A 25,632-nucleotide genomic window follows, 5' to 3' on the forward strand; every position below is an offset into this window, starting at 1 on the left:
GATCGACGTCAGGCCGAGCGCGTAAAACGCTTGGCAATCAGATGGTCAAGCGCGATGCGGCCGGGTCCTCCTGCTATGATCACCAGAAAGCAGGTTGCCCATGTGCCATGCGTTGGCCAAGCATCGGGATAGACGAAGATCTCGATGACAACAGTCATGCCGAGGAGCGCCAGCGCCGAGAGCCGGCTTGCGAAACCGATCACCAGCAGAAATGGGAAGAAGTGCTCGCTGAAGGCGGCAATATGCGCGGCGATCCAGGGATCGATCAGCGGTAGCTTGTATTCCGTCTGAAAGAGATAGACGGCATTGTCCGTCACATGCCAGCCGTCCACCTTTGTCTGGCCGGACTGCCAGAAGACGGCGGCGATCGATAGCCGCGCAATGAGCGCGATCATATCATGTGGAATGCGGTCGAGAAGCTTCAGGGCGCCGTAGAGCCTTTGGGGCATGGTTTCGCGTTCGGCCGGGGCGGCCGTCATCAACTGGTTCTGCATGTCGGTTCTCCCTGGAGCGTGATGCCGAAGCGCGGAGGGATTTTGGCATCATGCTCTGTTTCTGTGATGTTAGAGCGGATTCGGATTTCACGTCGCTTCGACCTAAAGTCATCCGGCTCCAGCGTTCAGCGAATGGCCGCGAAAGCGCCTGCCGTGAACGCGCCGGCGAGGTTGGGGGAAAGATCGAAATTGGCGGCGTCGGCAAGTGCCGTTTCATAGGCCCGGCCAAGTGCTGCGCCGGCAAACAGCTGCTCCAGAAAGGCTGCGCCCCCCGGCGGCAGGCGATGCACCTCAACGATCATCTGCGGGCGGATGACGAGAGCATCCTCGCCTGTCCAATCGGCAATATCGGCAAGCTCGATTTCGCCGGTGTTCATCGCCCAGATAGTGACGGCCGGATGGGCAGAACGCATAATCGAGGCGGAAGGATGCGGCACGAAAGCCAGCTCCGCCAGGCCGGCAGGCTCGATGGTTGCCAGGAGAGCCGTATCGAGCGGCAGAGCATCCGCGGCGTGATAGGCCCGTCCTCGTAGCGTCTCCAGTCGCATGACGTCAGCCAGATAGGGGATTTCACGCGCCGGCTCGAAACTCTCGACGAAATCGGGGAAATCATCACCATAGGCAAGCAGCAGCGGCGATCGCGGCGGGTGCAGCTGGATAAATTCATGCGCCATGGCGGCGAAGAATTCCTCGCCGACGATCCTTTCCGCAGCCGGAAAGCGCGAGGCGAGCGCGCCGATCAAGCCGACGGCGACATTGTTGCGATAAACGCCGAAGCGTCGTGTGGGCTTTGGGCCATTCCAGGCAGTCAGCCCCTCGGGCACGGCGAGGCCGGGATCGATAAGTGCCGCGGCGAATTCGCTTTGCGTGGTGAGAGACATCATTCTCTCCTCAGGCTGCCCGACGTGCGGAGGCGCGTTTCAAAAGGGTGTCGGCAGCTTCTGCCTCTGCACGCAAAACCGGCCATTTCGGCACGTCGTTATCCCATTCGACCAGGCTGGCGATCGGTCCGGTGCGGCCGATCAGCTCTTCATAAAGCGCCCAGACGGGGTCCTTCACCGGCGTATCGTGGCTATCGATCAAAAGTGGCGCACCGGCATCGTCGATGGTCTCCGAATGGCCGCTTAAATGGATCTCTCGCACCCATTGCACCGGGAAGCGCTTGAGATAGGCCTGCGGGTCCAGGTGGTGATTGGTGGCGGCGACGAAGACGTTATTGACGTCGAGCAGCAGGCCGCAGCCGGTGCGTCGGGCGACTTCGGCCAGAAAATCCGTTTCCTCGATCGTGCTCTCTTCGAAGAGCAGGTAGGTAGCCGGATTCTCGAGCAACATCTGGCGGCCGAGGATTGTCTGCACCTGATCGATATGGGTGCAGACCTGCTTGAGTGTAGCCTCGGTGTAGGGCAGGGGCAAAAGATCGTTGAGAAAGGTCGTGTCGTGGGTCGACCAGGCGAGGTGTTCCGAGAAGCTTTCAGGTTCGTAGCGATCGCAGACGATCTTCAGGCGAGCAAGATGCTCCTTGTCCAGCGGCTGCATCGAGCCGATGGAAAGGCCGACGCCGTGGATGGATAGCGCATAATCTTGACGGAGCCTGCCGAGCTGCGCATGCGGCGGACCGCCGGCGCCCATATAGTTTTCGGCATGGACTTCGAAGAAGCCGATCGGCTGTGTAGCGCCATTGATCGCGGAAAAATGCTCGGGCTTGAAGCCGACGCCGGCGCGGCGGGGAAGTTCTGACGGGTTCATTGCGGGCCTCCGGATGAGAACAATTCCAGCAAAGTTGCGAAGCGGTCTTGCGTTCAAAAGGCGGGCGGCGCCTGTAAAAGGCTGCGCCGCCCACGCGTTTGCGCTGCCTCGTCTGATCGGGGTCAGACCGGGGCCGGACCCTGCATCAGGGTGCCGTGACCATTCGGTGTCTTGATCGTCTCGCAGGTTCCTCCGGGAACCAGCTTCCACGAGTTCCGCTGGTAATCGACCTTCGAGGTGCCGGCGCAGGTCGTGCCGGGGCCGGCGGCGCAATCATTCTGGCCCTTGAGGGCGACGCCGTAGCATTTTTCCTTGGCGTCTGCGGCCGAGGTGGTCGTTGCGCCGGCAACCAGCGTCACTGCGGTTGCGACCGATGCGGCCAGGGCGAATGCGGACATCTTGTTCATGGCAAACTCCTTACGAGCGATGGTTGACAATCGATCCGGTTCCCGATCAGGCCGGCGTCAGCGAGCCGTTGCCCTTCGGGGTCTTCATGGAGGTGCAGGTGCCCGTCGGAACAAGCTTGAAGGACATCTTATCATAGCTCATGGTCGATTTGCCGGCGCAATCATGTTTGCCGGCGGCGCAATCGTTCTGGCCCTTGAGAGCAACGCCGTAGCATTTTTCCTTGGTATCGGCCGCCGATGCGGGGGCGGCGACGGATGCAAGTGCCGATGCAATCGAGCCTGCGATAGCCAGGGTGATGATGCTGTTCTTCATAGATCTGTCTCCTAGATGGATGCGAGCCGTCATTGGCTTGCATCGAGGTCTACGGAGCGTCTCGACCGGATGTTACAGCCGCATCGAAATATTTTTTGCGACAGTGCCCAATCATACTGCGCCGGCTATCTGCTACGGTAGCCAAGCCGGGGAGGTATGTGATGAAGCTCATATGTGCATGGGCAGCAGACGAGTCTGGCGGAGAACCTACCGTGGAGACGAAAGGACTTGAAAAATAAGTGCCGTTGCCGGTAACGAAAGCCTGCGGTCCCGCGTAGAGGAGATGTCGGATGAATCATTCGGCGCGCGAAGAGGAATGGGCAGTCTGGATGCGTGCCGCCATTGGCGGCGATGCGCACGCCTACCACCGTTTCCTCACCGCAGTGACGCCGCGTCTGCGCGCCATGGCGAAAAGACGCTGCGATCAGCTGGGCGCGCCGGTAAGCGAGGCCGAGGATGTGGTGCAAGAGGTGCTGCTGGCCGTCCATCTGAAGCGCGGCACATGGGATTCATCGCGTCCGATCGGCCCCTGGCTGTCGACGATCGTACGCAACAAGCTGATCGACAGCCTGAGGCGGCGTGGGCGGCATGTGAGCGTACCGATCGACGACGTGATCGATTTTCTGGAGGCGGAAGAGCATACCGACTCCTTGGACCGGCTCGATGTCGATCGTATGCTGGAACAGTTGAAGGATCCGGGAAAGACGATCGTGCGCTCGATTTCTGTCGAAGGCGCTAGCGTGCGGGAAACGGCGGACCGGCTGAAGATGACGGAAGGGGCAGTGCGCGTGGCGCTGCACCGCGCGTTGAAGGCGCTAGCGGCGCTCTATCGGAGTGAGACCAGTGAAAACCGATGACCTCATCAATCTTCTGGCGCAGGACGCGCCGGTCCGCACGCGGATCGGCAAGGTCCTGACCCTGGCGGTCGTCGCGGGCATCCTGATCAGCGGCGGTATCTTCTTCGCCATGATCGGGTTTCGAGCCGATATCGATACAGCGATGGAGACCGTCCGTTTCCTGTTCAAGTTCGTCGTGACCATCGCGCTCGCCACAACGGCGTGCGCCGTCGTCTTCCGCATCGGGCGGCCGGGCGCATCGCTGCGCCTGTGGGGCTGGACGCTGTTCTTGGCGCCTATCTTGCTGCTTGCCGCAGCCGCCGCCGAAATGGCCGTCATGCCGGCTGACAGCTGGAGCGCGCGGATGATCGGTCACAATGCCCGCTTCTGCCTGACACTGATCCCGCTGCTGTCGATCGGGCCGCTTGCCTGCTTCCTTTTCGCCCTGCGGCATGGCGCGCCGGAAAAGCCGGGCGCGGCCGGCGCCGTCGCCGGCCTTGCCGCCAGTGGCATCGCTGCGACCTTCTATGCCTCTAACTGCACAGACGACAGCCCGCTCTTCGTGCTCCTTTGGTATCCGATCGCCATCGCCATGGTGACGGCAGTCGGCTATGTCCTCGGCAAGCGCCTGTTGCGCTGGTGAAATAATCAATCCTGAACTTCCACGAGGGCCATCATCTTGTGCATCGACGGTGCTCCGCCAAAAAAATGCATTTGCCTGCGTTAAACTATTTGCATCTGCGACGAATTCTATTATAGAGGCCCAGCCTTCACCGCGAAGGGGTTTATCGCCTGGCGGTCGTTGGGGAATAGTTCAATGGTAGAACGACGGACTCTGACTCCGTTAATCTTGGTTCGAGTCCAGGTTCCCCAGCCAATTTTCTGTAAATAGCGTCAATTTGTTGATTTGCCAGTCGTCTCAGAGATTGATTGGCGTCAATGGTGACCTGATGCCTGCAATAGGGATGGGTTCCTGCCCTAAACATCAGGGTTAGCGGTCATATCGAACCACGATGGAAAGCGAGTAGCCGAGCTAGATGGTCGTTGCGTGATGCACGACCTGCTGATGGCCCATTTGCTCGGTGGCCTAGCATCAATCATGTGCGATGTGGAGGGTTTTATCGGAAAAGTGCGGTAGTGTCGCGCTCGATCTCCAGGCTGAGGCTGAAGCAGTCGGCACCCCGCAAGCGACGCGCTTTGCTTATTCTATGAAGACATTGCAGAACTTCACGGAAAACATCGCGCCCCCGCTCGGTGGCGGTGCAAGAGGCGATCTGAACCTGGTGTTTGAAGAGCTTGGACACCTGAGGGATATCGTCCGACTCGATCAACGGTCACAGAATCCAGGCTGAAAGAGATGGGGCGGCTTCGGATAAGATATTGGCGCGGGCGAAACGCTATGCCACTGCTATGAGCATCGGTGGGATGACTATTCCAAGCTGAAAGATCGAGCGACGTTTTAAACGCTCTGCCTAGCTGGGCGAAATTCCAGCCAGCTTACTCTGTATCCCCTCCCGGCTGTGAGGCGAATTATTTACTCGACTCGTGTGTGAATTTGAGGACATACTCTTACCAACGCTCGGGCAGAGACGGATGCGATGGACGAGGATTTTTTATATATCGAACAGGAATGGAAAAGCGCCCTGGCAGTTGTTGCTGTGGTGCTTACGTGCATAATCCTGATTGTCGCTATATTTTGGCTCTGATCTCCAAAATGCGCAGTCTGCCAAATTGCTGTAGGTGAGGTGCAACTTTGAGTAATTTCTATAGTTGCCAGGAACAATCTTTACGGTGAGTGTTGGTGCGTGTGGTGAAAATTACCTCGAAAGAAGCGGCGTCTCGATTAATGCGCCCGTCATCCTTCATAACCTCTGAATCATGGTGATCTATGGATTCAAGACTATCAAGAAATATGCAACTATAATGCTAAGCTACTTTTCCGGGGCGGCACAACCTCTTCCCGCATGGGCACAACGACACCCCCACTGCCGACCCCGCTTGTATGATGGTCGGTCCGCGCCGAGCTCCTGGAGTTCACCACGTCGCATAGAGGTGGCTATCGCCCGCCAATCAAATCTTTCGTGAGTTTCGCTTGAATTTGCTCTCGCAACCAACTTGAACTACAATATAGTCTCCAATTGCGCTTATATAGGCGCATTCGAAACACAGCCGTCGTGGGATGCACCTATTTAAACAACAAGGGCAGATTGAAATGATCCTTCTTATTTTGGCCCTCGTCTTAGTGGCTGCATCGATCTTGTCGCTCTTCCTTTTGGGTGATGACTCGGAGCCGGGACCTGCAAGGCGTGCTTTTATGAAGGCCTCGACGCGATTGCGTCTCCTCTTTTCGCTGGCACTCTCCGTCTTTCGCCCAGTTTTCACCCATGCAAAGTTGGCCCTTATAAGCCGCTACCGTAGCAGTCTCGAAGACGACCTTGAGGCTCCATTTCGCAACAAGTACGAACGGTATGATGTCTAAGTATTGACATCCTCGGAACAACGACTGTGTCTTCGCCGAGAAATGCTTTTATCACTATGGTATTTGGGGCTGGCGGCTACTATTGCAGTTGCTGAGTTCGCCGTGATCGAACTGTGTCAGCCGCAACTGGATGAGGTTGGCTGAGACACCGTAAGTGCGTTACGCATCTTGCCATCCGATTACACCGTTTCGAATATGCTGGCAAAGCTGCAACTTGAACGGCGTCGAGTGCCGCCGATATGGTCCTCGGGATTTCATGAGCCATCTCCGATTGAGGCCCACAGAGCGTATCAGTTTTCGGTCTCACGTGGTCCCGCCCCAGGGGTTCACTCTATAACCGGCTCAGTTCTGCATGAAACACTCCGCATCAAAGATATGCTCAAGCGGATCGGGCCGGCGCTGGCCCCGCGGCGGCTTGGTTTGTGACGGGAGGCGCTGCTTCTTCTCGATACGGAAAGCCGTCGCCCGGCTGATCGACGCCTTTGCGGCAGCGACCTCAACAGAATGCGTTTGTCGATACTTCATGAATAATCTCGTCTGATGATCGGTTACATGGCGACCCGGCACAAAGGTGGTTCTCCATTCCAGAAAACCGCCACCGTAGCGGGCTGACCGCGATCATGAGACGCCGAAAAATTGCGCCGCGGCGGGTGTAACTCCGGTACGCCCTCCCTTCGTCACACCCCCGCCGCCGAGTCTCATCCTGATTGACGATGAGTCTCACCTTGTTTGTCGCCGTGCAGTCAGGATGACCACCGCGTTGCTGGGTCGTTTCACCTGTCACCGATATATCCTTGAGACCGGAAGGATAGCTTTTTCTATGAACATCACAGCGAATTAGCCCAGAACGACGAGGAAGAGGCGAAAGAACTTGACCAGGACAACCAACACGCACAATACCTAAGGACGAGTCAATTCTCGACGCCACCCCCTGGGGCAGTTCTTAGAGCAATCAACAATCTTTAAAGTTTTGGTGCTAAATCGGACAGTGCGGTGAAAACTGGATTCCGTTGTAGAATAACGATCAGCCGTTGATGCAGCATGAAGCAGCCGGTACAGCGTTTTATAACACATTCATCGATCACCCAGTGGCTCGTTTTGCCCTGAGCCGATTGGCCCGCCCGACGCTCCGCACGTCAATTGTTGAAGTAAGTTGGGCGAGGCTGAAATATATCAGTGACCGGAGAAGGTATGTATCCTTTATGTTCAAGGACGCGAATAACTCATTTTTATTAGACCGTTTGGCTGCAGCAATTTTTCGGTCGGGCGGCTTACATTCTCTCGGCAACAGCGCGCGGGGAATTTAGACGTGTTCGATAACGCAATTAAGCCGCCGCGATCATTTCTGATGGCGGTGCTATCGTCGCTGAAAATGGCTTTCCTGGGTATCGGGGCGACCAGCGCCCTGGTCAACATTCTTGCATTAACTGGCTCGTTTTTCATGTTGCAGGTCTACGACCGGGTGATCCCGGCGCGTAGTCTGCCGACTCTCGTCGGCCTTAGTATCATTGCAGCGACGCTCTATGCCTTCCAAGGATTTCTAGAGGTGGTCCGCTCAATGCTCTTGGTGCGTTTAGGACTCTCAGTCGATGAGCGTTTTGGAGCAAGAGTCTATGATTCGCTTGTCCTGTTTCCCGCGCGCATGCAGATGCACGGAGATGGTCTCCAGCCTGTACGGGATCTTGACGTCGTACGCTCTTTTCTTTCCGGGCCGGGGCCAACCGCTCTATTTGATATTCCCTGGATGCCTTTTTATCTTGGTTTGTGTTTCCTTTTTCATGTCTGGATAGGAGTCACGGCGCTTGCCGGTGCATTGATACTCGTCGGACTTACAATCCTCACCGAACGGTTATCTCGCGAACCCGCAAAAGAGGCAGCCAAGATCATTTCGGAGCGTATGGCGCTGGCGGAAGCAACGCGTAGAAACTCCGAAGCTGTGCTTGCGATGGGCTTCGGCCATATGCTTGGCACGAAGTGGGATGAGATCGATAGCCGCTATCTGGGCAATCATTTACGCTTGTCAAACGTAACCGTTACCCTCGGGACTATTTCGAAGATTTTGCGGATGATGCTGCAATCAGTCGTGCTTGCCGTTGGCGCGATCCTCGTCATTCGTCAGGAAGCTTCGGGTGGCATCATGATTGCGAGTTCCATTCTCCTCAGCCGAGCATTGGCTCCGGTCGAATTGGCAATCAGCCAGTGGAAGAGCTTTGTCGCCGCCAGAGATAGCTGGTCGCGTCTGACTAGGCTCGCCGACTTGATATCCGTCGATGGGCGAGAGGTCGCTTTGCCGAAGCCGGAGAAAACCTTGAAAGTGGAAAATCTGCACCTTGCGGCGCCGGGGTCCAAGAACTCGATCGTACGAAACATATCGATAGAGCTCCAGGCGGGGGATTCAGTTGGTGTGATCGGCCCAAGCGCATCTGGCAAATCCACACTCGCGCGGGGGCTCGTCGGCCTTTGGCCACCGGTTGGAGGAACGGTTCGCTTGGATGGAGCAGCGCTGTCGCAATGGGATCCGCATGCCCTTGGTAAACATATCGGGTACCTGCCGCAGGATGTCGCATTGTTTGGCGGAACTATCGCCGAAAACATTGCCAGGTTTGATCCGGATTCGACATCGGACAAGATCATTGCTGCTGCGAAGACGGCGGGCATATACGATATGATCCTGCAATTTCCCCAAGGTTTTGAAACGAAGATTGGCGAGCAAGGGGCCGCCTTGTCGGGCGGGCAGCGGCAGCGCATTGCGCTGGCCCGCGCGCTCTATGGCGAGCCGTTCCTGATCATTCTCGACGAGCCGAATTCGAATCTCGACGCTGATGGAGAGCTGGCGCTATCGCGAGCGATCTTGAGCGTGAAGGCCCGTGGAGGCATCGTCATCGTCGTTGCGCATCGTCCCAGCGCGCTTGCTGCGGTCGACAAGGTTCTCGTGTTGACGAATGGCCAAATGCAGGCTTTCGGACCGAAAGATGAGGTTCTCAGGAGGACAACGCAACCCGGACCCCCGGGGCCTCAACCCGTCCGGCTGATTATCGGCGGTGAGGAGATGGCACAATGAACGGCGCTCTTACGCCGCTTGCTGAACGCGCCGTCCGCCGCCTGACGCTGGTTGCGCTCGCCGCCGTTGTGCTTCTCGTTGGCGTTTTGGGAGGGTTGGCAGCCACCCTTCGTCTTCAGGGTGCCGTTATCGCCACTGGCACGTTGGTTGTTGACAGCTATGTCAAGCCCATCCAGCACCAAAAGGGCGGTACTGTTGGCCAGGTATTCGTCAAAAACGGCGATCTCGTTGCAGCTGGCCAAATACTCGTGCATCTCGACGATACGCAGGCCCGTGCCAATCGTGCCATCATTTCGAAGCGTCTGAAGGAACTTTCGGCGCGCGTAGCTCGGCTCTCGGCAGAACGAGATGCGAAAGAATCAATCACTTTTCCAGAGGACCTTCTAAACGAGCAAGGTATAGCCGAAGTAGCGGCGATACTTGATGGAGAACGGCGGCTGTTTGAAGATCGGCGCTCATCCAGGACAGGCCGCAAGGCGCAATTGGCCGAACGGGTCCGTCAGCTTTCGAAGGAGGCGGATGGCCTGGGCGCTCAGCAGGAAGGCAAACGACAGGCGATCGATATCATAAATACCGAACTCGCCAGTCTTCAGCCATTGCTTGACCAGGGTATCATTCCCGCAACACGGGTCTATAGCTTACGGCGTGATGCTGCGGACCTCACTGGCCAGCTTGGGAGCTTGATCGCCTCCGCGGCTCAAACCAATGGAAAAGTCGCCGAAACTCAATTGCAGATTATTCAAGTCGATGATGATCAAAGAACCGAGATCTCGGACCAATTACGCCAAGCCGAAAGTGATATCGGCGAATATTCCGAGCGGCTTGTTGCCGCCGAAGATGAGTTGAAACATATCGATATTCGCGCACCTCAGGAAGGGATCGTTCATCAGCTTGTCGTTCACGCTACCGGAACGGTCGTTACGCCTGGTGAGGCGATCATGCAGATCGTGCCCGACAAGGATGCGCTGACGCCGGAACTTAAGCTATCGCCACGGGATATCGACCAAGTGGCGGTCGGGCAGGAGGTGATGGTTCGGTTTTCGGCTTTCAATCAACGCACTACGCCGGGATTGACGGGCCGAATAACGAGCATCGGGGCCGACCTGACAACTGATCAACGCACCGGGCAGAGCTACTATGATATAAGGGTTACTATACCGGAGGTCGAATGGGCACGGCTCGGGAATCTGACGCCGATGGCAGGGATGCCGGTGGAGGCATTCGTCCAGACGGATCAGCGAACGATGTTGGCCTATTTGGCAAAACCGTTGTCCGATCAGGTGGTTCGCGCGTTTAAAGAACAGTAACGATGTGGAAATGGATGGCGTCCGGAAATCAAGGATTGTGGCAAAGATGATGCTACTCATACTTGCAGACTTTCCTTTCCTCGTTTATTCAGCTCAGTGAAAATGGGTCGTTAAAGTCGTCTTGCTCTCGGAGATCTATTGAATGCTAACAATCACCTATCCGGTGTCGGTTTTTGGAGACGATGCCGATGACTTGATCTACGGGCGGTATTGGGCGCAAACTTCACTCGATTTTTCATTCCCGACGAGTGGCGCGCAGTATGGCAGCTATAGCACCGGGGAACAGCTGACGTTTCAGCCACTCAATGTCACCATGCAGGCTGCGGTGAATTCCGCGTTGGCACAATACGCCGCCGTCTCGAATCTTTCCTTCAACGAAAAAGCCGATGCGGGAAGTGCCACAATTCGGTTTGGTATGTCGGATGAGGCGCAAGATACCGCCTATACGTATTTTCCATCGAATTCTGATCTTGGTGGCGACGTTTGGTTTGGTACGCAGACCGGCACAAGTGCGATGACTGATCCGATTAAAGGCAATTATGCCTGGGTCTCCACTCTCCACGAAATCGGACATGCACTCGGCCTCAAGCATTCTTTTCAGCCTTCGCTTTATAATTCCTCGACGATGAGTATTTGGCATGACAGCATGGAATTCACTGTCATGAGCTACCGCTCCTATTTTGCGGCATCGACGAGCTTTGGTTACACAAACGAAGATTTCGGCTTTGCTCAGTCGTTGATGATGTATGATATCGCAGCCATCCAGAAGTTGTACGGTGCAAATTTCACGACGCATTCCGGAGACACGACTTACACCTTTTCACCCACGACCGGTGAAATGTTCATTGATGGCGTGGGGCAGGGAAAGCCTGGCGACAATCGCATTTTTCTCACCATTTGGGATGGTGGCGGGAACGATACCTATGATTTCTCAAACTACACAACAAATCTGTCTATAGATTTGAGACCGGGCAGCTGGTCATTGATGTCCGCTGCACAAAGCGCCTACCTCGGGGATGGCAACTTCGCACACGGCAATGTCTATAATGCCCTTCAGTATCACGGCGATAGCCGCTCATTGATCGAAAATGCAATTGGCGGATCCGGCAACGATACGATTATCGGCAATGCCGCAAACAATACACTAAAGGGTGGCACCGGTAACGACTGGCTAGACGGCGGAGCTGGTTTTGACACGGCCGTCTTTGACTTTAGCCTAGCACAGGCGACGGTCGACTACGGTTACCGCGCAATGATAGTCAAGGGCGGCGGAGCGGTGGAAAGCTTGGTTTCGATTGAGAAACTACAGTTTTCGGACAGAGCGGTTGTTCAAAGTGACAGCTTAGTCGATGATATGTTCTATTACACCCACAATCGTGATGTTCTCAACGCAGGCATTGATGCGGACCAGCACTATGATCAGTATGGTTGGAAGGAAGGGCGTGATCCGAACAGTTTCTTTAGTACGTCCGAATATTTGGCGAAATATCATGATGTTGCGGCTTCCGGAATCGACCCCCTACAGCATTATGATCAATTCGGATGGAAGGAAGGGCGAGATCCCTCTGACCGGTTCCATACGAAGGAATATCTGCGGATCAATCCAGATGTCGCCGCAGCAAAGATTGATCCGCTTGAGCATTATTTGCATTTCGGTATGTATGAGGGTCGTGCTGTCACGGCGAATGATCTGCTAATTAATGGACAATTCTACTACCAGAATAACGCGGATGTAGCGGCCGCCCATCTCGATCCACAGCAGCACTATAACCAGTACGGCTGGCATGAGGGGCGAGATCCCGACGCATTTTTTGACACCTCAGCATATTTGGCCAGGTACAAGGACGTAGCGGCTGCTGGAATCAACCCGTTTCAGCATTACTTGGAGTTTGGCTGGCATGAGGGGCGAGATCCCTCCGCAAAGTTTGACACTGCGGGATATTTGAAACTTTACCCGGATGTCGCGGCTGCCGGCATCAACCCTCTTGTGCATTACTTGGAGTTTGGCGTCTTTGAGGGTAGGACCTATGTAAATGATGGGATACTCGGCTAAGCTGTACATAGGGTGCGAAGTCGGGTACTTGTGCGGAGCAGTAGCAGATGCCGTGAGGTCAGGTCGCAGTGCAGCGCTGTGGCGGGTTACGGTATCTCAGCACAGATCAAAGTTCACATCACCCGTCCAACCGTAGATGTTAAAGCGCTGCACGCCAATGTCCTTATCGCCGGGATGCAAGGGATACAGAACTTTTCTCAGATTGAAATCGGTAAGTGAAAGCGACAACGGGGCTCACAGGCATTTTCTTCATATCAGTGCAAGCATTCGATCGAGTCGCGCTTCCCAGCTAAAATTTAGAAGCCTGGAATCATGCAGTCCAATAGCCTCAGGTGGTGAGGCCAACAATTTTTCGGTGTTATAAATCCACTCCGTTGGATTGCTCGCTACGGCAACTTGATCCTTGATATCAGCAAGCGCGTCTATGGCTGTAGAGATGATGGGTCTCCCTGCCGCCATATACTCATATAACTTCATCGGGAAAACGCCCGACATGTAACCTGTTGTTAGATTAGGAAGAACTGCAATATCTGTCCCACGCAAATAGTTCGGTAGAGAGTCATAGGACCGGTACCCAAAAAAATAGACGTTGGGTAGTTCTTTCAAGCGGCCAACAGCTGGGCTCTTTTGGCCCTCTGGCTCGTCTCCGATGAAGATCCAATTCCAGCCGGGTCGAGCAATGGCGCATTGTTCAACGAGCGAGAAATCGAGCTTGTAGTCGGACAAAACTCCTGTGTAGCAAAGCTTCGGTCCACTAATTTTGGCCAACTCGGCAGGGATTGTTCCAGCATGCCTCGCCTGCGAAAAATGCTCGATATCGGCGACGTTGCGCTCGTAGACACTGCGCTCTCCAGCCACGGCCGCACAGTGAGACTGAAGATAAGGGCTTGTCGTAAAGACACGATCCGCTCTTTTGAGAAGCGTCACTTCCGCTTTTCGAAACGTATCGGCGTCCACGCCAGGAATGGCGGCAAGGTCATCGACGCAGTGGTAAATAGTAGACCGCACCGGCAAACCATCCATGATGCCGTCAATATAGGGGTGATAGGTCCATACAATAACATCATCACCATCGCGGTTGCGCTTCAGCCATTTGCGGATCGCCGAGCCAAGCAGCCATCGATTGAAAGCTCGGACAAACCTGCTCTTGTGACCGAATGGAATCGTCAGCGGTGCATAGACCCAGAGCGTTTGGTCAACTTTCTTTGGGGGAATGAACGCTCTCTTCAGGCGATCCCATATGCGGAACAGATCGCGCGCATTGGCTCTGGGGGCACGAATTCCGGGTGACTCGATATAGAGGACTTGATGGCCCCGCTTGGCCAAGCGGTCGGCGACATGCTGCTTGTTCGTCCAGTAAGGTGCTGCCCAATCAGCTGTCGAAAACATGACGAATGTCATTCGTTTATCGCCACCGGTCACGGTAACGGTTCCTTCGACAGTATGTCGACGATCCGCGCCGCAGCATTGCCGTGTCCGTAAGGATTGGGTCTTCCAGCCAGCATTGTCTTGCGACCAGACCGCAGCCAGGAACCGGCCAGGGAGACAATATTTTCCCGCGTGATCGGCACTAGGCGAGAGAAGCCGGCGCGTACCCCCTCTGGCCTCTCCGTCGTCCTGCGCAACACGATGACCGGCACGCCGAATGAGGGAGCCTCTTCCTGCAAGCCTCCCGAATCCGTCATCACCAGCTCCGCAGACGAGAGACAAAATAGAATATCTGCATAGGGAACCGGATCCGCCAGCACGACATTCTCAATACCATTCAGCCTTGGCATCACCAGCGCGCGGACATTTGGATTTAGGTGCACGGGAAAAAAGAACGTGCGATCGGGGAAGCGGTTGGCCAGCGTGGCGATCGCGTCGACAATGACATTGAGGTCATGCGCAAAGCTTTCCCGGCGGTGGCACGTCACGAGCACGAACCGTCCTTGGCTTCGTGCTACCAGCTCCCTGACGGCGGGCGAGATATCACCGGTGGTCACTTTGCCTCGAAGCTCTTCCAGCGCATCGACGACGGTGTTGCCGGTGACGAAGATCTTTGATGGAGGGACGCCTTCTTTCCGCAATTGTCGTGCCGACCGTTCTGTCGGCGCAAAATGCAGGGTAGCCAACGACGTAACGAGCTTGCGGTTCATTTCCTCCGGAAATGGGTTGTAGCGTTCATAGGTCCGCAGGCCCGCTTCCACATGAGCAATTGGAATCTGTGCGTAATGTGCAGCCAATGATGCCGAAAGAACCGTCGTCGTATCCCCCTGCACAAGGACGACGTCCGGTCTTGCAGCTTGAAAGATCTTTTCGCATGCACCGATCGCAGCTCCTGTCAACGAGGCAAGCGTTTGATCGGGCTGCATGATGTCTAGATCGACATCCACGGAAAGCCCGAAGCTGGTCAATGTTTGGCGCAACATCTCACGATGTTGTCCCGTTGAGACCACCGTACAGCGAAAAGCCTCCGGCCGCGCGTAGAGCGCCTTGATGACCGGCGCCATCTTAACTGCCTCGGGGCGTGTGCCTACGATGATCATGACATGACGCACGCCGATTTCAGCCATCGACAAAATCCGCCAATGCCAGGGTAGCGCCGCGCCAACGGACAGAGAATGCGAGACCTGACGGGGTTCCAACCGCAGTACCTTCCGTCAGTCCGAAGCCACTATTCGTTTCTCGCATCGTTAGGCGCATCTTGGCCGCGATCCAGTCCAAGGTATCCTCTTCATTGAGCCAAAGGATCGGACGACCCGCCATTTCCAATTCGATATGGTCGATAAACTCACGATGCCGCGACAGGCGATGTTCCTCAGACCCCCACCCGTAGTCATAGCGCGGCGAGAATGGATGATCGAGATAGCCGAACAGGTTTCCGGCAGCAACCGCCACCGTGAAAGCCTGCTTGTTGATCGCCAATGGATCCCCTTCCCTCAGAATACAATCACCATGCAACATGCACTGTTGGCTGTGCGTAACAATTCCCGACCTGTCACCCGGTATCGTTCCCCCCTTGGCCATCAGCATTTCCGGATCGTTGGCGATGATACCGCCAACGAAACCCTGCAGCCCCGCTCGCTTCAGCGCTTCCGGCACATAGGCGGGATTCTGATGGAAGGGCGATACGGCATAGCGTACGGTCAAGCCCGGCAGGCGCTGCTCGAGCCAGTCTGAAGAGGTTCGCGCTTCTATCTCGCAGGCTTCTCCGGAGCCTCCCCAACGGGATGCATGCGTCACAGAGTGCGAGAGAACGGCACCGCCGGCATCCAGAACCTCCTTCATCAGCGCGACGTGCTCGTCCTTGTCTTCCTGAGCAGTCTTGACCGCCACCGAGAATGGCAGGCCGCGCGAACGGTAGAGTTCGAACAATGGCCGCGCCGACGCAATGTCTTCATCGCAATCCAGGCGCATCGTCACTGCCGCGTCATATCCTTGCGGAATTTCCCCAATGACCGGAATGCACGGCCTGTCCTCGTGCCGCCAATCCGCGAGGAACGCCTCGATCACGGCCCATTCGGCGCTGTCGACCGGACCCACTGGACGATTCCACCAGAGGATGGACGCCGTCTCGTTCTCCAGCAAGGTGACGAACGGCAGAACTTCTGCAATATTAGGTGCAGAAGCGACCGCAAGCGTCGTTGCGCCGAGGGCTTCAATCGTCATCGCAATAGACCATGACCCGCCATCGGCCGTAATCCGTCCGTATCCTAGGTTGTTCCATTCGTCGGCATAGTCAAACCGCAAGAAAGGTCGTGACGAAAATGGTGATGCATTCGCCAGGGGATGCTTGTTCCAACTGACCTCCGCCGATGATCGCGTCGTGGTATAGATTGGCGTCGGCGGGCATGCCGCTGCATCGGCCCATCCGGAAGCCAAGGGGCCTGGCGCAGCCAGCCCCGCCAAGGACGCGACTTTGTCGGGCAAGTGACCAAATAGAAGAACCTTGGCGTTTGACCTAGAAGCCGTATCGACAAGGGGCGCTTGATCCACCCGGGGCGAGACGAAGACATAAACGTTGCCGTCCCCAATTGTCGGCACGGGATCGTCGGATGCCACTGTTACCAGACCCCGGGTTACCGACCGGCGGAATGCTTCTGCGACGATCTCGGTGGTGGAATCATCGGGTCTGCCTGCAAATACGGTGATCATTGCCCCGATGCCTCTTCTGGAACGAAATGCCTGAATTTCTGGCGCAGGCCGACCAGCTTTAGGTCAGCTGGCGTGATGAACTCAACCTCGACATTGTCGGACCACCACGAGGCAATGCGTTCCCGGATTGCATTTGTGTCGGCGGTATCTTCTGGCACAAGCCGAAACACCGGTTTGCCATGGAGCATCTGAATCTGGAATTCGCGAATGCCACCGACGCGATCAAGCACGTCCTGGATAAAGTGGGTGGGGAGTGGCGTGCCGCCCAACATGATCACGTCGTGAACGCGGCCAACCATACGGGGAATGACAATACCATTCGGTTGCTGCGCTAGGATGGCGTTGTCGCCAGTGCGATAACGCAACAGCGGCATCATCCTGTTGAAAAGTGGAGTTATCACCAACTCACCACTGCGGGCACCTTCAGGGATATCCGCCAACCCTGTTTCCTCTTCCGTCCGCAACTCCGGCCATGCGAAAAACTCGTAAAATCGCATATCGGAACTCTTTGGGTCGATCTGGTAGGCGATCACGCCGGCTTCCGCCAAGCCATAGCGATCAATCACCTGGCATTGCAGCACTCTTTCGATGCGCTCTCGCTGCCGCGCCTCGAGCAACTCGCCGGAAGATTCGAAGATCTGGAACCCTTTATCCTTGCCGCGGGTCGCCTCGACGTGGGCTGCGAGCTGATCGGCGGTTGACGGATGGGCATGCGCCAGATGTGGCCGGATCGACTTTATTCTGCGCCATATCTGTTCGAGTTCCTCGCTTGCGAATGTTGCGAAGAAGATATTGTCGCGATTCATGGCAAAGCACTTCACATGCTCACGCATGCGGTCCCGCCACGGAAATACCTCCGGAAATTTCGAGGCGAAATGCAGCTCGCTACGCCAGTGCGTGTTCCCGACGCGACGGCGGCTTTCCTGGGTGATGGCAGAAGACCAGTCGGCCGCCTCCTGATCATAATAGATATGAGCGGACGGTCCAGTCGAGCCGCCGGTCTTGGCCACATGAATCCGCATGCCGTCCCGATCATCGCGCAGCAGCCTTTGACCCTGTTCGCGAATGATCTCCTTCGTTAGGTATGGCAAATCCTCGATATATCGGGGGTCCGCAGCCACCTTCACTGGATCGAAGCCGATCGAACTGAACAGATCACGATAGTACGGCACCTTGGCGCCCGCAAAGACGACTGTTTCGGCAAGGCGCGCCACCGCACGCGCACGTCGCTCTGCAAACGGGCGGTCGATCTCTTCTCTAACCCATCTCGTTTTGCTGCGAATATCGCGAGCTTCATAGCGCTCTGTGAGGGGGTAGACGATGATCGTTGCCAAGGCCCCGCGAATGCTGTTCCGAAGAGCGCTAAGAATCATTGTCTTCCAGCCTTTGAAATTCCGCGTGAAATGCGCCGTGGTAACGGCAAATAGGGTCGCCTGTCAACGCGCAGCCGCAAGCCTGTGGTAGAGTTCCAGCAACGGCTCGACGGCGCGATTCCAGGTAAAATTCCTGTTTACATGTCGCTGCAGCTGCTCCGATGGCGGCGTTTCTGCTGCTTTTATCAACGCAACGGCAATTCCCTCTACATCGTCGCTGTCGACATACAGAGCACGATCTCCAAAATACTCGCGGGTGGAGCCTTCGCCGGTAACTACGAGCCGTGCACCTGCAGCCGATGCTTCCAAAGCAGCAAGGCCTGGCGTTTCCAACGTCGAAGGTAGACAGAAAACCTCGCAAGCAGCATATGCAGACCGCAGCAACGGACTATCGTGATCAAGGGCGCCCAAATGACGGACATTCGGACCGGCTTCTGCGAGACAAGCCTTACCATATTCTGCGTCTCGGATATGACCAAAGAGTATCAATGGCTTGCCGGCTTGCTTTGCTGCGCGGATCAAAGCCAACTGGTTCTTGCGTGGCTCGATATTGCCGACATTGAGCACAAACGGCCCGTCGACCTCGAAGGCGGAGCGGAAAAGTCCAGGGTCAACCGGCTCTCCGAACCACGGATCGCAGGCATTGCGCACCGTATGGAAGCGTTCGCGCGATAGACCGAGTATGGTCGAGATACGGTCGCTTTCTACATCGCCATTGGTAACGATCGCATCAGCCAAGGAAAGCTGCGCGGCGATTTCGGCGATTGGGTAGAGGTGCATGGTTTCTTCCGTCAGCCAGAGGCTGGCGGAAATGACGAGAGGAATGCCCCGCGCCTTCGCGTAGTTGCATAGATGTACGGAGCCGCCCATACACGAGAAAAAATGAAATATTTCCGCCTTGTCGAGGCCGCCACGCCAGGGATCGTACCGCACGACATCCGCGCCGGCGTTCAACAGATACTGTTCATATTTCAGCAGCTGGATTTCGCCGCCGCCCGGTGTTTCGAATGCCCAAGGATACGTCGCATAGACAATCTGCATCAGGCCGCTCCCAAACCTTCGATAGCACTCAGGATAAGCCTGCCGTCAGCCTTTGTCCGCAGTTCCTCAAGGCGTTTCTTCCGCAAGGAGGTGTGGCCAGCGTGGTCGCCATCTATAAGAAAAGCCGCGATCGCCGCGGCGGCCCCTGCCTTGTCATTTTCCGGAATTAGCAATGCCGCAGACCCCAACACCTCCAATATTGCGGGAACGGGAGTGACGAACATCGGTTTATCAAAGGCCAGCGCATCGAGGGCGGGCACGCAAAACCCTTCGTGAGACGAGTGCGCGATGCAGGCCGTCGTCATTTCATAGAGCGCCTTTAATTGGCGATCTGATATCCCATGATGGAAGGTGACAGGCACGTTATGGGTTTCCTCGATCGTCTTTGCGAGCGCCTTGACAATATCGACGTAGGGGCCATTTGCGGGGCCACCGACGATATTGAGTGCAATCGGTATCTTCAGCGCCGCTAGCTCGCCGGCGATATCGACAATGTCGAGGACGCCCTTATGTGCAACGATGCGCCCGACGTAGAGGAGATTTCGCTTATCCGACGCAGCTCGGAGATCTTCGGCCTGAACAGCATTCCACCGGTCCGCGCCAATGAGCGGCGGGCAGATGACGATCCGGTCCTTGTGATGCGCTAAAGCATCTGCATCGAACGCCTCGAACAGACACTTCGCCGTCGCTTCCGAATTGACCATGATGACATCGAACTTAGCGAGAAGTGGACGCTGCTCGAGGCCCAGTCGGCAATTTTCGATCGTTCGCTCGTCAGCACGATCAATCAGATCAGGCGGTGTGATATTGTGAAAATAGACAATCTTAGCATTCGATAGAGCGACAATATCGTCGAGCGCAGGATCGAAGATCGAATGATTGAAAAAGATGACATCCTCCGGCTGGACCGCCGTCCAGAATGCCGAGCGGCTTTCAACAGGGTGAGGCTCTTGAACGTCTGTATGTTCAGCCCAAAGCCGAACATCGTGCCCTGCTTTCTCCGCTAGAATGGCGATCTGCCGCGCGAAGCTGCCGACGGCGTCGTTTAAAACGATATCCCGGGCATGAATATGCACTGTGCTCAACGCTGTTCTCTCTATATTATGGGTCAGCTAGCCGCAGTTGCAGGCGTTTCCGCACCATCAATCTTTTGCGCCGGCACGACAGCTTCATCGGATTTGATATGCCCCTGCTCCAGCCGGACGATGCGTGTGCAAACACGCTCAAGCATCTTCATGTTGTGGGATGCAATGATGAGGATCTTGGAACGGGAAACCAGATCCTCCATGCGTCGCTCGGCCTTCTTGGAAAAGGTTTCATCAACGACGCTTAGCCATTCATCCAGAAGAAGGATCTCCGGTGAGAACGCCGTCGAGACGGAGAAAAGCACGCGCATCAGCATGCCCGAAGAGAACGTGCGCAAGGGCATGCGGCGCATCTTCTCCTCTAGGTCCGTGAACTCCCAGATTGAATCGACAAGCTCTTTCGTTGGTTTGATGCCATCCACGCGGAGCAAGAGCTTGATGTTGTCCTCCGCGGAAATTTCCATATTGGCGCCGATCGCAAGCCCGAGTAAAGGCGTCATCTGACCGGTGACGGAGATGTTGCCGCCGGATATTGGAAAAATACCCGCGATTGTCCGCAACAGCGTCGTCTTGCCGGAACCGTTTGGTCCGTACAGCCCGATGCGTTCCCCAGCTTTAACCTCAAAGTCGATCTCGTGAAGGGCGCGGATGACTGTTGTTTTCTCCGTGGATCCGCCCGCGGCGGACAGCAAAAGCCTCTTCAAAGACTTGTCGTTCAGATCGTAGATCGGATAGTCAAGCGTGACTTTCTTAAGCGTGATCGTAGCCATTGTTCAGATCCAGAAGGCTGCGTTGCGCAGGCGCGTTAGCGCAAACCAGCTCAACAGGGCAAGAATTGCGAGAAGTCCCAGCGACACGATAAAACTATGCCAAGGCATGGCGCCGTTCAACAATGGCTCTCGCCAGATCGCAAGCAAATGCACCACCGGGTTATAGTGCAACAGATAGTCGCGACCTGCGACCACATGCGGTTTCCACATGATCGGAGAGGCAAGGAAGGCCAAGTTCATAAATGACTCTACCAACGGCTGCACGTCTCGATAGCGCGTGGCGAGCGTTCCTGCCACAAGCGATAGGCAGAGCGTCACCGCCATGAAAATGATCAGTCCCGGAATAGCCATGAGGAGACCGAGGAACGTAGCCCCTCCTAGAAAGATGAACAGAATAATCGGAACGACGATGTTATGGGCGAGAAACAGCAGATGCCGGAAAAAGCACTGGACATAGAAGACATAGGCAGGCAGCCCCCGATCCTTGATGAATCCACCCGCACCCAGCAGCGTCGTCGTCGCATTGTTGGTCGCACCGGACAAAAAGTTCCACATAACGAAACTGACTGCAAAATACGGCAGGAAGTCGGGAACGGAGACGTTCGATATAGCGCTAAAGACAAAGCCAATGCAGCCAGCGAAAATTGCCGTCTGTAGCGTAATCCAAAAAGGGCCGATCACCGATCGCGCATAGCGGTGCCGCACATCGTACCAAGCCAGGAAATAGGCCAATTTGATGTTGTTATACACCCCAGGCGGCGATTTCTGTATCCGCAAGGACTCAGTCGGTTCAGACCACGACGGATTCAACGGGCTCGTCGCCTGTGTCTCAACTAACATATTAGTTATCCTCTTCTCGAGATCAAAAGCATCCCGTCGTCTATCCCACAAGCTCCAACTAATAAGCAAATGGGAACAAAAGAAGGCCTAGGCTTTCCTGCCTTGATGCAGAAGCGATCAACCCCTGATCACCGCCAGCTGCCGCAGGCAGTGAGCTAAAGAGTCGCGCCAGTGCGGAGCTTCAATTTCCAGCACGCTGGCGATGCGATTGCAGTCAAAACGTGAATTGGCTGGCCGTCTTGCCGGTGTCGGATATTCGGCGGTCGAGATTGCCGTCACACGGTCGGGCACTGTCCATCCATGCGCTGCCGCTTCGGAGAAGATTGCCTCGGCAAACCCGTGCCATGTCGTATATCCCCGACCGGCGAAATGGAACGTGCCCGCGACGTTGCGTGAGCGAGCCTTCGCTATCTCAACAATCTTCAAGCAGGCCAAGGCAATATCGCCCGCATAGGTCGGATTGCCATGCTGATCGGCGACTACGCGCAGTTCCTTGCGCTCCCCGCCGAGGCGAAGCATGGTCTTGACGAAGTTGCTTCCGCTCTCGTGAAAAACCCAGGCGGTGCGCAGAATGGTGGCTGCCGAATAGACCTCACGTACTCGCTTCTCGCCTTCGGCCTTGCTTAGGCCATAGGTGCTGATCGGCGATATCGCATCGTCTTCGGTGTAGGGCGTCGTTTTGTCGCCCGAAAAGACGTAATCCGTGGAGATATGCACAAAGGGGACATCGAGCTCCCTTGCGACCTGCGCGACGATCGCTGGGGCATCGGCGTTCAGGCGCATCGCCGACGCAGCGTCGCTCTCCGCTTTATCCACAGCGGTATAAGCCGCAGCGTTTACGATGGCCGACGCTCCCGACTTCATGATCGCTGCATATGTCTGGTCGAGATCCGAAAGGTCGAGCTCGCCCCGACCCCACGCAACCCATTCGAGGCCGCGTTCCGCGGCCAGTTCCGCAAGGGCTGTAGCAACCTGCCCGTTCTTACCCAAGATCAAGAATGTCATTTGGCTTTCGCCTTATACAGGGCCTCGGCGGCATCCTTATGCGGCCGCCACCACCACTCGTTGGAAAGATACCACAAGATGGTGGCATGCAGACCGTGGTCGAAATCATATCTCGCTTTCCAGCCGAGTTCGGTTTCGATCTTCGTTGCATCTATCGCATAGCGGTGATCGTGACCGAGGCGGTCGGTTACGTAGGTGATCAAGCTCTCATACCCCCCTTGCGGCGCAGGAGGTCCCAACTCGTCCAACAGGGAGCAAATGGTGCGAACGACATCGACGTTGCGGCGCTCGTTGCGCCCACCGATGTTGTATTTTTCACCAAGGCGCCCCTTCGTCGCCACGAGCCACAGAGCGGACGCGTGATCGTCCACGTGCAACCAGTCGCGGACATTGTTTCCGGCGCCGTATACCGGTAATGAGCCATGCTCCAGCGCGGTCGTAATCATGCGCGGGATGAGCTTTTCCGGAAACTGGAACGGACCATAATTGTTTGAACAATTCGAAATGACAATCGGCAGGCCGTAGGTATGATGCCAAGCATTGACCAGATGGTCCGATGCAGCCTTCGATGCAGAATAAGGCGAATTTGGCGAATAGGGCGTCGTTTCCGAGAAAAGTCCCTCGTCGCCCAATGTACCATACACCTCGTCTGTCGAGACATGCAGGAAACGGAATTCCGCCTGCTCAGCCGCTGGGAGTGCCGACCAATAGCCTCGGACGGCTTCTAGAAGCCGGAAGGTGCCGACGATATTGGTTTCGATGAACGGCGCCGCCCCATCGATAGAGCGGTCGACGTGAGACTCCGCCGCGAGATGCAGAATGACCGACGGGCGGTGGCGTTGCAGGATTTCACCCACTAGCTCGCTATCACCGATGTCACCTTGTATGGTCGAGAAGCGCGGACTTGATTTGATGGAGTCGAGCGAGCGAAGATCGCCAGCGTAGGTCAACAGATCCAGATTGACGACATCGTAGTCTGTTTCACCAACGAGATATCGACAGACTGCTGATCCTATAAAGCCCGCTCCCCCAGTGACCATTGCTGTTTTGCGCATGAAAGCTCTCCGCACTACCTTGTACTCAAGGAAGTGTCCCTATATCGGATCTGCATCGACGTCAAAGCTGCTAGCGCGATCGCCATCTCCAGGAAAGGAAAAAAATGAACTTCAAGGCTATTCCTCAGGCTATCCCCGACGTCCTGCTCTTGGAACACAGGGAATTTGGAGACGATCGCGGCTCGTTTACTGAGACGTTTCGCGCCTCCGCGTTCCAGGAATTGGGATTGCCGCAATTTGTACAGGACAATCAATCACGCTCTTCAAAAGGAGTCGTTCGCGGCCTGCACTACCAGGTCAATCCAAACGCGGTAGGAAAGCTGGTCCGCTGCGTTCACGGGCGGATATTCGACGTTGCCGTGGATCTGCGGCTGGGATCGCCGACCTATGGTAAATGGACGGGTACCGAGCTTGCCGGCACAGACAACCACATGTTTTACGTTCCAGAGGGCTTCGCACATGGCTTCATGGCGCTGGAGGATGATACCGTCGTTTCCTACCGGCAGACGGGATACTGGGATGCCGCGTCTGAGCGATCGCTCCTATGGAACGATCCTGACGTTGCGATAGATTGGCCAAAATTTGCCGTGCTGCTTTCGCCAAAGGATGCCATCGCCACGCGCTTTGCTGACGTTGATCACAATTTCCGCTACTAGACGGCGGCAGAACAGTCTAATTCCGCGTATAGAGAAACTATCGCGGAATTAGGCTCAGCAGGTACTTTCCATAGCCGCTCGACACAAGCGGATGAGCCAATTGCGCAAGCTGCTCGTCATCGATGAAGCCCATGCGCCAGGCGATTTCCTCAATGCATGCGATCTTCTGGCCCTGACGCTTTTCGATCGTGTGTACGAATTGGCTCGATTCAAGAAGACTATCATGGGTTCCGGTGTCGAACCATGCATTACCGCGGCCGAGCTTTTCGACATGGAGCTTGCCAGCCTTTAGGTAGACATCGTTGACAGTCGTAATCTCTAGCTCACCGCGCTCCGACGGTTTAATGCTCTTCGATATCTCGATGACATCGTTATCGTAAAAATACAGGCCAGTAACCGCGTAGTGGCTGCGTGGCTTAGCAGGCTTCTCGACGATTGAAATCGGCGTATGTCCATCGCTCCCGAATTCGACAATTCCGTAACGCTCCGGATCACTGACACCATAAGCGAAAACGGTGGCGCCCGAACTGCGCTCCGCAGCGTTGCGCACGCTCGTGCCAACGCCAGTGCCGTAGAAAATGTTGTCACCTAGCGCAAGCGCAGCGCAGGCTCCACCGATAAAACGCTCGCCAATAATGAATGCTTCCGCCAGACCTCGAGCTTCCGCCTGTATGGCATATTCGAAGCGCATACCGAGCTGTTCTCCGCTACCCAAAAGCTCCTGATAAAGCGGAAGTGCGCTCGGCGTAGAAATCACCAACACTTCCTTTATGTTGGCAATCATTAACGTGCTAAGCGGATAGTAAATCATAGGCTTATCGTAGACCGGAAGCAATTGCTTACTAACCGGAATAGTGGCCGGGTAGAGACGTGTCCCTTTTCCACCTGCCAGAATGACGCCTTTGTATTTCGGGTGGAGCATCAACAAACCTCTGTAAAAACTGCATTCGGGAAGCCGTCTCCCTAGCCCGGCT

Annotated in this window: 22 protein-coding genes, 1 tRNA gene and 1 pseudogene; 7 read left to right on the forward strand and 17 right to left on the reverse strand. The window is 55.8% G+C overall.

The genetic code is table 11. The annotated features are described in order from the left end of the window. Positions 1 to 8 precede the first annotated feature (8 nt). The 5 genes from AC13Q5_RS11305 to AC13Q5_RS11325 form a co-directional block, all read right to left on the reverse strand. Positions 9 to 494 (reverse strand): DoxX family protein, encoded by a 486-nt coding sequence (locus tag AC13Q5_RS11305; protein ID WP_488501706.1) that lies wholly within the window; start codon positions 492 to 494, stop codon positions 9 to 11. Positions 495 to 619: 125 nt separating this feature from the next. Beyond that, complete coding sequence (locus tag AC13Q5_RS11310; RefSeq protein ID WP_488501707.1) at positions 620 to 1,375, reverse strand: HvfC/BufC N-terminal domain-containing protein; 756 nt, start codon at positions 1,373 to 1,375, stop codon at positions 620 to 622. 10 nt (positions 1,376 to 1,385) lie between these two features. Beyond that, a complete protein-coding gene (gene bufB / locus AC13Q5_RS11315) occupies positions 1,386 to 2,240 on the reverse strand; it encodes an MNIO family bufferin maturase (protein ID WP_488501708.1) in 855 nt (284 codons plus the stop codon). A gap of 122 nt (positions 2,241 to 2,362) precedes the next feature. Next, positions 2,363 to 2,647: a BufA1 family periplasmic bufferin-type metallophore gene (locus AC13Q5_RS11320; protein WP_457878364.1), complete on the reverse strand. Its 285-nt coding sequence runs from the start codon at positions 2,645 to 2,647 to the stop codon at positions 2,363 to 2,365. Between the two features lie 46 nt (positions 2,648 to 2,693). Then, on the reverse strand, positions 2,694 to 2,960 hold the full coding sequence (locus AC13Q5_RS11325) for a BufA1 family periplasmic bufferin-type metallophore (protein ID WP_488501709.1): 267 nt from the start codon (positions 2,958 to 2,960) through the stop codon (positions 2,694 to 2,696). A 290-nt stretch (positions 2,961 to 3,250) separates the two neighbouring features. Between AC13Q5_RS11325 and AC13Q5_RS11330 the strand changes: the two genes are divergently transcribed. The 3 genes from AC13Q5_RS11330 (at position 3,251) to AC13Q5_RS11340 (ending at position 4,673) form a co-directional block, all read left to right on the forward strand. Continuing rightward, positions 3,251 to 3,817: a sigma-70 family RNA polymerase sigma factor gene (locus tag AC13Q5_RS11330; RefSeq protein WP_488501710.1), complete on the forward strand. Its 567-nt coding sequence runs from the start codon at positions 3,251 to 3,253 to the stop codon at positions 3,815 to 3,817. Continuing rightward, complete coding sequence (locus tag AC13Q5_RS11335) at positions 3,804 to 4,439, forward strand: NrsF family protein (protein ID WP_488501711.1); 636 nt, start codon at positions 3,804 to 3,806, stop codon at positions 4,437 to 4,439. Before AC13Q5_RS11330 ends, AC13Q5_RS11335 begins: the two co-directional genes overlap by 14 nt. 160 nt (positions 4,440 to 4,599) lie before the next feature. Then, a tRNA-Gln gene (locus AC13Q5_RS11340) sits at positions 4,600 to 4,673 on the forward strand. 1,962 nt (positions 4,674 to 6,635) lie between these two features. Here the strand turns inward: AC13Q5_RS11340 and AC13Q5_RS11345 are convergent. Further along, positions 6,636 to 6,842, reverse strand: a pseudogene (locus AC13Q5_RS11345) (IS21 family transposase); the annotation flags it as partial. A gap of 781 nt (positions 6,843 to 7,623) precedes the next feature. Here AC13Q5_RS11345 and AC13Q5_RS11350 point away from each other — a divergent pair. From AC13Q5_RS11350 to AC13Q5_RS11360, 3 genes are all read left to right on the forward strand, one after another. Then, positions 7,624 to 9,336 (forward strand): type I secretion system permease/ATPase, encoded by a 1,713-nt coding sequence (locus tag AC13Q5_RS11350; RefSeq protein WP_488502005.1) that lies wholly within the window; start codon positions 7,624 to 7,626, stop codon positions 9,334 to 9,336. Then, positions 9,333 to 10,643, forward strand: a complete 1,311-nt coding sequence (locus AC13Q5_RS11355) for an HlyD family type I secretion periplasmic adaptor subunit (protein WP_488501712.1) — start codon at positions 9,333 to 9,335, stop codon at positions 10,641 to 10,643. Before AC13Q5_RS11350 ends, AC13Q5_RS11355 begins: the two co-directional genes overlap by 4 nt. A gap of 142 nt (positions 10,644 to 10,785) precedes the next feature. Then, positions 10,786 to 12,696, forward strand: coding sequence for a M10 family metallopeptidase (locus tag AC13Q5_RS11360; RefSeq protein ID WP_488501713.1), 1,911 nt, complete (start codon positions 10,786 to 10,788; stop codon positions 12,694 to 12,696). Between the two features lie 249 nt (positions 12,697 to 12,945). Here the strand turns inward: AC13Q5_RS11360 and AC13Q5_RS11365 are convergent, their stop codons facing one another. The 10 genes from AC13Q5_RS11365 to rfbB form a co-directional block, all read right to left on the reverse strand. Then, positions 12,946 to 14,118, reverse strand: coding sequence for a glycosyltransferase (locus tag AC13Q5_RS11365; protein ID WP_488501714.1), 1,173 nt, complete (start codon positions 14,116 to 14,118; stop codon positions 12,946 to 12,948). Beyond that, the gene (gene wecB, locus AC13Q5_RS11370; RefSeq protein ID WP_488501715.1) at positions 14,115 to 15,251 is read right to left on the reverse strand and encodes a non-hydrolyzing UDP-N-acetylglucosamine 2-epimerase; all 1,137 of its coding nucleotides are present in this window, start codon (positions 15,249 to 15,251) and stop codon (positions 14,115 to 14,117) included. Before wecB ends, AC13Q5_RS11365 begins: the two co-directional genes overlap by 4 nt. Next, the gene (locus AC13Q5_RS11375; protein WP_488501716.1) at positions 15,244 to 16,740 is read right to left on the reverse strand and encodes a hypothetical protein; all 1,497 of its coding nucleotides are present in this window, start codon (positions 16,738 to 16,740) and stop codon (positions 15,244 to 15,246) included. Before AC13Q5_RS11375 ends, wecB begins: the two co-directional genes overlap by 8 nt. Positions 16,741 to 16,829: 89 nt before the next feature. Next, positions 16,830 to 18,167: a phenylacetate--CoA ligase family protein gene (locus AC13Q5_RS11380; RefSeq protein ID WP_488501717.1), complete on the reverse strand. Its 1,338-nt coding sequence runs from the start codon at positions 18,165 to 18,167 to the stop codon at positions 16,830 to 16,832. A 102-nt stretch (positions 18,168 to 18,269) separates the two neighbouring features. Continuing rightward, a complete protein-coding gene (locus AC13Q5_RS11385; protein WP_488501718.1) occupies positions 18,270 to 19,247 on the reverse strand; it encodes a glycosyltransferase in 978 nt (325 codons plus the stop codon). Further along, on the reverse strand, positions 19,247 to 20,323 hold the full coding sequence (locus tag AC13Q5_RS11390) for a glycosyltransferase (RefSeq protein WP_488502006.1): 1,077 nt from the start codon (positions 20,321 to 20,323) through the stop codon (positions 19,247 to 19,249). The genes AC13Q5_RS11385 and AC13Q5_RS11390 overlap by 1 nt, the downstream gene beginning before the upstream one ends. Before the next feature lie 32 nt (positions 20,324 to 20,355). Beyond that, positions 20,356 to 21,102, reverse strand: a complete 747-nt coding sequence (locus AC13Q5_RS11395; protein WP_488501719.1) for an ABC transporter ATP-binding protein — start codon at positions 21,100 to 21,102, stop codon at positions 20,356 to 20,358. 3 nt (positions 21,103 to 21,105) lie between these two features. Beyond that, the gene (locus tag AC13Q5_RS11400) at positions 21,106 to 21,942 is read right to left on the reverse strand and encodes an ABC transporter permease (RefSeq protein ID WP_488501720.1); all 837 of its coding nucleotides are present in this window, start codon (positions 21,940 to 21,942) and stop codon (positions 21,106 to 21,108) included. Between the two features lie 117 nt (positions 21,943 to 22,059). Beyond that, positions 22,060 to 22,947: a dTDP-4-dehydrorhamnose reductase gene (gene rfbD / locus AC13Q5_RS11405; RefSeq protein WP_488501721.1), complete on the reverse strand. Its 888-nt coding sequence runs from the start codon at positions 22,945 to 22,947 to the stop codon at positions 22,060 to 22,062. Next, positions 22,944 to 24,002, reverse strand: a complete 1,059-nt coding sequence (gene rfbB / locus AC13Q5_RS11410; protein ID WP_488501722.1) for a dTDP-glucose 4,6-dehydratase — start codon at positions 24,000 to 24,002, stop codon at positions 22,944 to 22,946. Before rfbB ends, rfbD begins: the two co-directional genes overlap by 4 nt. A 104-nt stretch (positions 24,003 to 24,106) precedes the next feature. Here rfbB and rfbC point away from each other — a divergent pair, with 104 nt between their 5' ends. Next, entirely contained in the window at positions 24,107 to 24,658 is a 552-nt protein-coding gene (gene rfbC / locus AC13Q5_RS11415) for a dTDP-4-dehydrorhamnose 3,5-epimerase (protein WP_488501723.1), read from the forward strand. Between the two features lie 37 nt (positions 24,659 to 24,695). Here rfbC and rfbA read toward each other — a convergent pair whose 3' ends face one another. Continuing rightward, positions 24,696 to 25,580, reverse strand: a complete 885-nt coding sequence (rfbA, locus tag AC13Q5_RS11420; RefSeq protein ID WP_488501724.1) for a glucose-1-phosphate thymidylyltransferase RfbA — start codon at positions 25,578 to 25,580, stop codon at positions 24,696 to 24,698. Positions 25,581 to 25,632 lie beyond the last annotated feature (52 nt).

The sequence above is a fragment of the Martinezella sp. CNPSo 3964 genome (assembly GCF_057784375.1).

Coding starts and splice junctions, on each gene's coding strand:
- AC13Q5_RS11400 (WP_488501720.1), bottom strand. CDS start 21,942: ATGTTAGTTGAGACACAGGCGACGAGCCCGTTGAATCCGTCGTGGTCT.
- AC13Q5_RS11320 (WP_457878364.1), bottom strand. CDS start 2,647: ATGAACAAGATGTCCGCATTCGCCCTGGCCGCATCGGTCGCAACCGCA.
- AC13Q5_RS11350 (WP_488502005.1), top strand. CDS start 7,624: ATGGCGGTGCTATCGTCGCTGAAAATGGCTTTCCTGGGTATCGGGGCG.
- AC13Q5_RS11325 (WP_488501709.1), bottom strand. CDS start 2,960: ATGAAGAACAGCATCATCACCCTGGCTATCGCAGGCTCGATTGCATCG.
- rfbA (WP_488501724.1), bottom strand. CDS start 25,580: ATGCTCCACCCGAAATACAAAGGCGTCATTCTGGCAGGTGGAAAAGGG.
- AC13Q5_RS11395 (WP_488501719.1), bottom strand. CDS start 21,102: ATGGCTACGATCACGCTTAAGAAAGTCACGCTTGACTATCCGATCTAC.
- wecB (WP_488501715.1), bottom strand. CDS start 15,251: ATGGCTGAAATCGGCGTGCGTCATGTCATGATCATCGTAGGCACACGC.
- AC13Q5_RS11385 (WP_488501718.1), bottom strand. CDS start 19,247: ATGCAGATTGTCTATGCGACGTATCCTTGGGCATTCGAAACACCGGGC.
- rfbD (WP_488501721.1), bottom strand. CDS start 22,947: ATGACATTCTTGATCTTGGGTAAGAACGGGCAGGTTGCTACAGCCCTT.
- AC13Q5_RS11330 (WP_488501710.1), top strand. CDS start 3,251: ATGAATCATTCGGCGCGCGAAGAGGAATGGGCAGTCTGGATGCGTGCC.
- AC13Q5_RS11305 (WP_488501706.1), bottom strand. CDS start 494: ATGCAGAACCAGTTGATGACGGCCGCCCCGGCCGAACGCGAAACCATG.
- rfbB (WP_488501722.1), bottom strand. CDS start 24,002: ATGCGCAAAACAGCAATGGTCACTGGGGGAGCGGGCTTTATAGGATCA.
- rfbC (WP_488501723.1), top strand. CDS start 24,107: ATGAACTTCAAGGCTATTCCTCAGGCTATCCCCGACGTCCTGCTCTTG.
- bufB (WP_488501708.1), bottom strand. CDS start 2,240: ATGAACCCGTCAGAACTTCCCCGCCGCGCCGGCGTCGGCTTCAAGCCC.
- AC13Q5_RS11310 (WP_488501707.1), bottom strand. CDS start 1,375: ATGTCTCTCACCACGCAAAGCGAATTCGCCGCGGCACTTATCGATCCC.
- AC13Q5_RS11355 (WP_488501712.1), top strand. CDS start 9,333: ATGAACGGCGCTCTTACGCCGCTTGCTGAACGCGCCGTCCGCCGCCTG.
- AC13Q5_RS11360 (WP_488501713.1), top strand. CDS start 10,786: ATGCTAACAATCACCTATCCGGTGTCGGTTTTTGGAGACGATGCCGAT.